This is a genomic window from Micromonospora sp. DT4 (assembly GCF_049841675.1).
In the GTDB taxonomy this organism is placed as follows: domain Bacteria; phylum Actinomycetota; class Actinomycetes; order Mycobacteriales; family Micromonosporaceae; genus Micromonospora.
In genome coordinates this window covers 1-9,043 of sequence record NZ_JBNCKT010000162.1, presented here as the reverse complement: position 1 = coordinate 9,043, position 9,043 = coordinate 1, and the positions used below count along the sequence as shown (strand labels likewise).

The following is a 9,043-nucleotide window of genomic DNA, read 5'->3' as shown; positions in this document are numbered from 1 at the left end:
CCAAACCGGCGTCGAAACAAGGTCTGACCAGCGAAGTCTCCAGCCAAGATCAACTTATCTAGGAAACTCGGGCTAGGGTCGATCCCGTGGCGGCGCGGAGATCCAGAATTCCAGCGACGAAGTATCCGGTCGAGCGGTTCACCCTCGACAACGGCCTGCGGGTGGTTCTCACCCCCGATCGCAGCGCCCCGGTGATCGGGGTGGCGGTGGTCTACGACGTCGGCATCCGATCCGAACCCCAGGGGCGTACGGGCTTCGCCCACCTCTTCGAGCACCTGATGTTCCAGGGCTCGGAGAACCTGGAGAAGCTGGCCCACTTCCGCCACGTGCAGGGCGCCGGCGGCACGTTCAACGGCTCCACCCACCTGGACTACACCGACTACTTCGAGACGCTGCCGAGCAACGCGTTGGAGCGCGCACTGTTCCTGGAGGCGGACCGGATGCGGGCGCCCCGACTGACCGAGGAGAACCTGCGCAACCAGGTCGACGTGGTCAAGGAGGAGATCCGGGTCAACGTGCTCAGCCGGCCGTACGGTGGTTTCCCCTGGTTGACCCTGCCGCCGGTCATGTTCGACACGTTCCCGAACGCCCACGACGGCTACGGCTCCTTCGACGACCTGGAGTCGGCCACCGTCGCCGACGCCGCCGACTTCTTCCGCCGCTACTACGCCAGCGGCAACGCGGTCCTGGCCGTCAGCGGCGACATCGACGTGGCCGAGGCGACCGAGCTGGTCACCCGGCACTTCGGCGACGTGCCGGCCCGTCCCGCGCCACCGCGGCCCGACTTCACCGAGCCCGACCTGACCGCCGAGCGGCGCAGCTCGTACACCGACGCCCTGGCGCCATTGCCGGCGGTGGCCGGCGCGTGGCGGGTGCCCGACCCGACCGGCGACTTCGCCAACTACCTGCCGTACGTGGTCCTGGCCGAGGTGCTCACCGACGGCGACGCGTCCCGCCTGGTCGAACGCCTGGTGCAGCGCGACCGCACGGTGACCAGCCTGGGTGGCTACCTCGGCTTCATGGGCGACCCGTTCGACGTGCGCGACCCGACGGCGCTGCTGTTGCAGGCGCACCTGCCGCCCGGCGGCGACGTGGACAAGGTGCTGCGCACCGTCGACGAGGAACTGGACCGCCTGGCGACCGACGGGCTGACGGACGGTGAGCTGGCCCGCACCCAGGCGCGGATGGCCACCCACCTGCTCCGCGACACCGACGCGGTGCTCGGCCGGGCGCTGCGGATGGCCGTCCTGGAGCAGCAACGCGGGGAGCCAGGCCTGCTCAACGACCTGCCCCGACTGGTCGGCGACGTCACCGAGGAGCAGGTCCGCGCCGCCGCGGCCACCCTGCGCCCGGAGCGCCGCGCGACGGTCGAGGTCATCCCGGGAGGTGCCCGATGACCACCGCCACCGCCGGGCCGCGTACGCTGCCCCCGCTCGGCCCCACCCGCAAGCTCAAGGTGCCCAAGCAGGCCGAGCGCACACTGCGCAACGGGCTGACCGTGATCGCCGTACGCCGGCCCGCCGTGCCCCTGGTCGAGCTGCGGCTCTGGGTGCCGTTCGGCCGCGCCCACCTGGCGCGCGGCGCGATGCTCTCGCAGACCATGCTCTCCGGCACCGAGTCGATGACCAGCGTGCAGCTCGCCGCCGAGCTGCAGAAGGTGGGTGGCGGGCTCTCCGCGGGCGTCGACCCGGACCGGCTGATGATCTCCGGCGCGGGTCTGGTCACCGGCCTGGACCGGATGCTGGAGCTGCTGGCCGAGGTGTTGACCGGCGCCAGCTACCCCGGCGACGAGGTGGCCGCCGAACGGGACCGGCTGATCGACCGGATCCAGGTTGCGCAGAGCCAGCCGTCGCACCTGGCCCGGGAAGCGTTGCTGAAGAGGATCTACGGGCGGCACCCGTACGCCACGCAGACCCCGGAGCCGGGCCAGCTCCGCGGCGTACGCCCGGCGGCACTGCGCAGCCTGCACTCCGAGCGCGTGCACCCCGCCGGTGCACAGCTCGTGGTGGTCGGGGACGTGCAGCCGGAGAAGGCCCTGGACGCGGTCGAAGGGGCGCTGGCCGGGTGGACCGGAGCCGGGCGTACGGCCACCCTGCCGGCCACCCCGCCGCTTGAGCCGGGGCCGCTGCTGCTTGTCGACCGGCCCGGCTCGGTGCGGGTCGCGCTGCCCGCCGTGCCGCGCACCGATCCCGACCACGCGCCGCTGCAACTGGCCAACCTGATCTTCGGCGGCTACTTCTCGTCCCGCTGGGTGGAGAACATCCGCGAGGACAAGGGCTACACGTACGGCCCGCACTCGGTGGTCGAGCATTCGGTGGCGGGGTCGGTGCTGGTCGCCGGCGCCGAGGTGGCCACCGAGGTCACCGGCCCGGCGCTACTGGAGACCATGTACGAGCTGGGTCGGCTGGCGTCGCTGCCGCCGAAGCCCGAGGAGCTGGAGCAGGCCCGCCAGTACGCCCTGGGTACCCTCCAGCTCGGCATGGCCACCCAGGCCGGCCTGGCCGCGCTGACCAGCGCGTACGCCGGGAACGGCCTGCGTCTGGAGTTCCTCGCGGAGTACGCGGCCCGACTGGCGAAGGCGACCGTCGACGACGTGGCGCGGGCTGCCGCCCATTACCTCGCGCCCGCCCGGGCGGCGGTGGTCGTGCTCGGCGACGCGGAGCGGATCACCCCGGGGCTGGCCGCGCTGATGCCGGTCCACATTGAGCCGGTGCAGCCGTGAGGCGGGACGGTCACGGCACGTCCGGCCGTGCCGCCGAGCGCCGCGGCTGGGCGGCGACCAGCGGGGCGACGACGTGAGCGGCGAGGCCGCGCCACCGCTGGCGCGTTCGACGCTCGACCGGGCCGCGCACCGGCGAGGTGACGCGCAGTGGTTGACCGAGGCGTGGCTGCGCGGGCGGATACTGCTGCTCGACTCGACCGACGACGGGCGGACGCTGGCGCGTACCGACGTGTCGCCACCGACGCTGGTCCTGTTCGGCGCGGCCGACGTGCCGGCCGGCACCGAGTCGACGGCGATGTTCCTCGGTGTCGAGCCGGACGGGGTGCCGGTGTTCGCGCTCGACGCCCCGCTGCCGGCGCTGCCGGGCACCCGACCGGTCAACCTGCGGGAGGTGGGCTACCTGCTCGGCGACCGGGAGGCCGGCATCTTCACCACCGCGCTCGCGTTGCTCAACTGGCACACCCGGCACGGCTACTCGACGGCGACCGGCACGCCGACCGTCATGGACGAGGCCGGCTGGTCGCGGGTGGATCGCAACGGCGGCCGGATCTGGCCGCGTACCGACCCGGCGATGATCGTGCTGGTGCACGACGGGGTCGACGGCCCCGACGGCCGCTGCCTGCTCGGCAACAACGCCGGCTGGCCGGGGACCCCGGGCGGGCGGCGCTACTCCTGCCTGGCGGGCTACGTCGAGCCGGGGGAGTCGGCGGAGGCCGCCGTGCTGCGCGAGGTCCGCGAGGAGGTGGGCATCGGGGTCGAGCGGATCGGGTACGTCGGCAGCCAGGCCTGGCCGTTCCCGGGCTCGCTGATGCTGGGCTTCCTGGCCACCGCCGATCCGGCGGACCCGGTGCGGGTCGATCCGTCCGAGATCGCGTACGCCCGGTGGTTCACGCGGGAGGAGATCGGGGCCGCGTGCGCGGGGAGGTCCGTGGACGTGGGGGACGGCGCTCGGCTGATCCTGCCGCCGCCGTCGTCGATCGCGTTGTTCCTCATCCACCGCTGGCTGGACGGCTGGGTGGACGCCGGGCGTTGAGCACGGTCCCGGCCCGTGGCCGTCGTTGCCGCGACGGTCACGGGCCGGGAACACGGGCCGCCATGGTCGGTGGGAGCGAATGACGCGGCGGGGGAGCCGAGCCGACCACGACGGACGTCTGGTGGGTCAGGTGCCGGTGCGGCCGGGTCTGCGCCGGAAGGCGGGCCGCAGCTCGCCGAGCGGTAGGACCTTGACGCGTTGCTTGCCGGCTCGTACCGCGCCGACCGTGGACAGGGCCCGGGCCAGCAGTAACGCGGCGTCCCGGTCCTCGGCGTGCACGGTCTGCCGGCGTGGCTCGGGCGTGGTCGTCTCGTCGCGGAGCCGATGGCCGTCCGCCCAGGCGGCGGCGATGTCCCCGTCGGCGACGGTGCGGATGTCGGTGCGAACGATCAGGAACCGCATAAGGAGTCTCCGGATGAACCGCGACGGATGAGCCAGTGTGGAAGTTCCACGTTTCCTGGGTCATGCTACGCCCCGTGTTCATCCCAGCAAGTGAAACGCGCCTATTGGTTTCGAGCCTCGTCCGATTGGCGGATGCCTGGTCAGCGGGGTCGTCGGTGGATACGACGGCGGGGCCGCCGGCACTGTGCCGACGGCCCCGCCTCACGTGGAGGATCAGTTCAGATCGAACTGGCCCGTCTTCGCTCCAGCGATGAAGCCGAGCCAACCGGCCCGGTTGAACAGCAGCACCGGGCCGCCCCGATCCTTGCTGTCGCGCAGCGCGACCGCCGACGGGCCGGTGCCCAGCGGTGCGACTTCCACGCAGTTGGAGGTCTGGCTGCGTGTGCTGGTACGCCACGGGGCGTCCGCCAGCGAGCTGGCGGAGACGGACGGCGTGTGGTGGATGTCGTTCATGGCTCTGCTCCTGGTGTGAACCGATCCAATGGGACGAGTGGTGCCGCACGTCCCGACGGAGGGTCCCCCGTGGATCACCGGTCCGTCAGCCGCCCCGAATCACGGCGGCGTTGGGTCGGCGCCGTTGCCGGCCCGAACGCCACTGTGGATGCGGGGGCCGCCCCGGTCAGCCGTCCCGTCGCCTCGATCAGCCAGGAGAGGGTGTCCGAGGCGTTCAGTGCCGCCGTGCATAGCCACTCGAACACCACTTTATAGCGATTTAGCGTGATTGACTCGGTCGACATGACGTCGGTGAACCCCCCTTCGATGGCCAATGTCTCCGGATCGAGTGGATCGGCGAACCGATAGAGGGAGAACGCGGTCGGCGGAAGGTACCAATCGCCGACCTGGGTGTCCCGCGGAAGCACGTGCAGCGTCACGTTCGGCAGCAGCGCCAGCTCGCACAGCTGTTGCAGCTGCTCGTGCAGCACCTCGGGCGGGCCGGCCCGACGGCCGAGAGTCGCCTCCTCCAGCACGGCGGTGTAGCTCGGCGCGTGCGGCTCGCGCGTCAGCAACGTCTGACGGGCCAACCGCGCCCGGACCTCGGTCTCCAACTCGTCCGCCGGCTCCGGTTCGCCAGCGCCCTCGCCCACCCGGCGGGCCGAGAGGAGCCGGACCCGCGCGTACCCGGCGGTCTGTAGCAGGCCCGGCACCAGCACCGGGTTGTACTCGGAGATCTCCGCGCAGCCCGCCTCCAACTCGGCCCAGCTGCGCTGCTGCTGCGTCATCACCGGAAAGTTCTTCAACCAGCCGCGCATGTCGCCGGCCTCACCGGCGATCCCGAGCAACTCCGCGCGCGCGGCGGCGTCGGCGCCGTAGAGGTCCAGCAGGACGCTGACGTCCTGCGGGTCCGGTCTGCTACGGCCGTTCTCCAGGCGTGACAGTTTGGACGCGGACGCCCAACCGATCCGTTCGATGACCTGGTCGCCGGTGAGGCCCGCGGTCTCGCGCAGGCTGCGCAGTTCGATGCCCAACCGTCGGCGACGCATGATTGGGCTGGGTGCGGCAGGAGGCACAGTGTCCTCTTTCCCGTCGTCCGCCGCAGACGCGACGGTAACTGTATGAAATTCGCCCCCCACGGTCAGTATGGACGGCGCGACCGGTGTCGGAGGTTCCGGCGGGGGCGTGTCTTACCAAAAATGGACCACGGGTACGCCGGACGATGACGGACCTGCGGTCCCAGCCCCGTCGCCCGCGCCCAGCCGGGCACGCCACCCCGCCGGAGGGACCCCATGCGCACCGTCCTGCGCCGACCCGACTTCCGCCTGCTGTTCGGCGGCCTGCTGGCCAGCATGACCGCCGAGTCGATCCTGCTGCTCGCGCTCGCCATCTGGGTCAAGGACCTGACCGGCTCCAACGGGCTCGCCGGCGGCATCATCTTCGCCGTCGTCGCTCCCATGACGATGGCGCCACTCGTCGGTTGGTTCGTCGACCGGTACCCGCGCCGGCCCTTCTTCGTGGCCGCGAACGTCGTCACCGCGGTACTGCTCGTGCCGCTGTTCGCCGTCCGCGACGCGAACGACGTCTGGCTCGTCTATCTGGTCGCCGCCCTGTACGGGCTGTCGTCCATCACGCTCGGCGCGGCGCTCAGCGGCCTGATCCGGCAACTGGTGCCCGTGGAGCTGCTGGCCGAGGCGAACGGCGTGCTGCAGACCGTACGCCAGGGGTTGCGGTTGATCGGCCCTCTGGCCGGCGCGGCGCTCTACGCAGCGCTCGGCGGGTGGGCGCTGGCCGGCATCGGGATGGTCGGCTTCGTGACCGCCGCCGCCGTGGTGACCGCGGTGCCGAGCCCGGCGCAGCCGCCGCCCACCGTACGGCTGCGCTGGCCCGCCGAACTGGGTGCTGGCCTGCGGCACCTGACCGGTGAGCCGGCGCTGCGTCGGGCCCTGCTCGGCTACGGGCTCGGGTCGCTGGTGATGGGCTTCAGCGAGTCGTTGATCTTCGCGTACGTCGACCAGGGGTTGGACCGGGACGCCGCGTTCGTGGGCGTGCTGGTCATGGTGCAGGGCGTCGGCGGGCTGTGCGGGGGGCTCTGCTCACCGGCCCTGGTCCGCCGACTCGGCGAGGTTGGCACGCTGGCCGCCGGGGTGGCGTTCTTCGCGCCGGCCGCGCTCGCGCTCGCGTACCCCGATCTGCCGCTCGGGTTCGCGGCGGTGCTGCTGGCCGGCGTCTCGCTGCCCTTGACGATGGTGGGTCTGCACACGCTGATCCAGCGGCTCACGCCACCCGCCCTGGTCGGACGGGTGGCAGCGGCCACCCAGGCGCTGGTCAGCGGACCGCAGGCGCTCTCTATCGGGGCGGGCGCTCTCCTGGTCGGCGTCCTGGACTACCGGGCCCTGTTCGTGCTGGTCGGGGTCGCCACGCTGGGCGCCGGCGCCTACCTCTGGCGGGGCCGGCACCTGAGCGCGCCGTCCGACGCGGCGGCGCCCGCGCCGCCGCGCCTGCCGGGGCCGCGCCGCCCGCTCGACGCGGGCATCGACGGGTCGGTGACTACGGCCACCCGGTGGCCGTTCCGGCGTTGACGGATGTCGGAGACGACGAACGGCCGCCGCAGGGGCGGTCGTTCGTCGAGGGTCGTACCGGCCGGTCAGGCTTCTCGGGCAGGGGCAGCCCGGCGAACGGCCGTTGTTCCAGGTAGCAGTGTTCGCAAGAGAAGTCGCACCCCTTGTTGATCTCCCATGAGGCCCGGCTGTAGGTCACGGGCGAGACCGATGGTGGCCGCACCACCAACCCCTCGTTGATCGGCGTGCCGGTCAGCTCGACCTGCCAGGCTTGGCGTGCGGCAATCCCGAACCAGGCCGGCACGACACCGCCGCCGCTCACGCTTCGCGGGTGGGATGCGACGTTTCACTATTCACCTCCCGGCATCGGATGCAGCCCATGTTCTCGCCGCAGGTCGGGCACCACTGGACCTTGACCTTGAAGGCCAGTAGTCCGGCCAGGAACCCCAACGCGAGAGCCGCAAGCACCGCTGCCGTCACCACACTCCGCACCCTCCATGGTTAGGATTTCCGATACACCGAGCGTCACCCAGTGATCACTCGGGTGGAAGGACTTGGCTGTCTCCAACCCGCTCCAACCAAGGACGAGGCTGGGCTATGGGCGATCTAGGGCGGACACTGAGGGCGGCCCGTGAACAGGCGGGCCTCTCGTTGTCCGGCATGGCGAAGCGCACCGGCTACAGCCGGGGCTACATCGGCAACGTGGAGACAGGCGTCAGAGCGGTCACCCCGGACGTCATCAGGAAGTACGAGAGCGTCCTGGGAGAGGACTTGAAGCGGCGGCAACTCCTGCTCGGCACCATCTCGGCTCTGGCAGCAGGCGCGGCACCCGAAACGGCAGCGTCCATCGCCAACGACATCAACGGTGGCCGTACGGGGATGCTGACGGGTGTCCAGACCACCCATGCTACGGATCGGGTTGTGGCCTCTCTGGTGGCCAGGAACGCCCCCTCGATCGCCTCGCTCGCCAAGTGGTGCAGGTCAGGCAAGGCGGTGCTACGGGTGAACTCGGCCGGCATCCTCGCCAAGGTCGGTTCTCCGACGATCGACAACGAGGCGATCTCGGTTCTTCGAGCTGACGCCGAAGCTCGTGAGCTGTACCTGACGGCCGTCCTTCACCGCGTCCTCGGACTCGACTGGAACGTCGCGGCGGACCTTGCCACATCCCCGGAGCCGTTCAGCACGGACCAGCGCAGACTCCTGCAAGCCGAGCTGTCCAACCCCCACGACAGCGGGGCGCGCTACTGCTCGGTCCTTCTGCTGACCAGCGACCAGCGGGCAGAGCCGGAGGTCACGGTAGCCCTGCTGTCAGCGCTCAGGTCGGAGGCCAGCCGCGAGAACCTGCGGGCGATCGGGGCAGCCCTCGCGGGCGTCAACCCACTCAAGATCTAGGAGTCCTCTTGTCTACGCGCGTCATGCAGGTCGATAAGGATCAGGAAGTTCTTCAGGTGCTTCAGCAGAAGGTCGATCAACTCAACCTCGACCACGCCGTCATCACCTTGGTCGGGGCGGTCAACCAGGCAGAGGTTTCGGTCATGTCCAAGGACAACGAGAGCATCGACTATCTCCGTCGCTACTCGCAGCCGATGGAGTTGTCAGGAACCGGGGAAGTCGCCGATGGCAAGGTCCACCTACATGTCACCTTGGCAGGCGAAGGCATCACGGCAGCCGGTCACCTGCACCGCGCCGTGGTCGGGGGCTTCTTCGTTCGGGCCTATCTGACTCCGGTTAGCGCGTAGCGATCTCTGCCGTCTGCCCAGGTCAGGCGAAGACTATCGGCGGCTGATGACCCTGTAACCGTGGCAGGATCTGAGCTGCTATTGACCCGTAAGGCAAATAGTTGATGGTCAGGAGGCGGCGTAGCGGACTTCGGGCTTGCGGAACAAGGATTTC

General features: G+C 70.8%; 9 protein-coding genes. 6 read left to right on the top strand and 3 right to left on the bottom strand.

The window, feature by feature from the left end; translation table 11 throughout:
• Positions 1-86: 86 nt before the first annotated feature.
• The 3 genes from ACLQ24_RS27240 to nudC all read left to right on the top strand — a co-directional run bounded on the left by ACLQ24_RS27240 (position 87) and on the right by nudC (position 3,755).
• Complete coding sequence (locus ACLQ24_RS27240; protein ID WP_425894600.1) at positions 87-1,397, top strand: M16 family metallopeptidase; 1,311 nt, start codon at positions 87-89, stop codon at positions 1,395-1,397.
• Positions 1,394-2,722 carry a M16 family metallopeptidase gene (locus ACLQ24_RS27235; protein WP_425894599.1) on the top strand — a complete coding sequence of 443 codons (1,329 nt, stop codon included), beginning with the start codon at positions 1,394-1,396 and terminating at the stop codon, positions 2,720-2,722. The genes ACLQ24_RS27240 and ACLQ24_RS27235 overlap by 4 nt, the downstream gene beginning before the upstream one ends.
• 73 nt (positions 2,723-2,795) lie before the next feature.
• The gene (nudC, locus tag ACLQ24_RS27230) at positions 2,796-3,755 is read left to right on the top strand and encodes an NAD(+) diphosphatase (RefSeq protein WP_425894598.1); all 960 of its coding nucleotides are present in this window, start codon (positions 2,796-2,798) and stop codon (positions 3,753-3,755) included.
• Positions 3,756-3,881: 126 nt separating this feature from the next.
• Here the strand turns inward: nudC and ACLQ24_RS27225 are convergent, their stop codons facing one another.
• From ACLQ24_RS27225 to ACLQ24_RS27215, 3 genes are all read right to left on the bottom strand, one after another.
• Positions 3,882-4,157 carry a hypothetical protein gene (locus tag ACLQ24_RS27225; RefSeq protein ID WP_425894597.1) on the bottom strand — a complete coding sequence of 92 codons (276 nt, stop codon included), beginning with the start codon at positions 4,155-4,157 and terminating at the stop codon, positions 3,882-3,884.
• A 213-nt stretch (positions 4,158-4,370) separates the two neighbouring features.
• Positions 4,371-4,610 (bottom strand): DUF397 domain-containing protein, encoded by a 240-nt coding sequence (locus tag ACLQ24_RS27220; protein ID WP_357125981.1) that lies wholly within the window; start codon positions 4,608-4,610, stop codon positions 4,371-4,373.
• A 74-nt stretch (positions 4,611-4,684) separates the two neighbouring features.
• Complete coding sequence (locus tag ACLQ24_RS27215) at positions 4,685-5,665, bottom strand: helix-turn-helix domain-containing protein (protein WP_425894596.1); 981 nt, start codon at positions 5,663-5,665, stop codon at positions 4,685-4,687.
• Positions 5,666-5,881: 216 nt separating this feature from the next.
• On the opposite strand from ACLQ24_RS27215, the gene ACLQ24_RS27210 reads away from it, so the two are divergent.
• The 3 genes from ACLQ24_RS27210 to ACLQ24_RS27200 all read left to right on the top strand — a co-directional run bounded on the left by ACLQ24_RS27210 (position 5,882) and on the right by ACLQ24_RS27200 (position 8,889).
• Positions 5,882-7,171 (top strand): MFS transporter, encoded by a 1,290-nt coding sequence (locus tag ACLQ24_RS27210; protein ID WP_425894595.1) that lies wholly within the window; start codon positions 5,882-5,884, stop codon positions 7,169-7,171.
• 576 nt (positions 7,172-7,747) lie between these two features.
• Positions 7,748-8,542, top strand: coding sequence for a helix-turn-helix domain-containing protein (locus ACLQ24_RS27205; RefSeq protein ID WP_425894594.1), 795 nt, complete (start codon positions 7,748-7,750; stop codon positions 8,540-8,542).
• 8 nt (positions 8,543-8,550) lie between these two features.
• A complete protein-coding gene (locus ACLQ24_RS27200; RefSeq protein ID WP_425894593.1) occupies positions 8,551-8,889 on the top strand; it encodes a PCC domain-containing protein in 339 nt (112 codons plus the stop codon).
• Positions 8,890-9,043 lie beyond the last annotated feature (154 nt).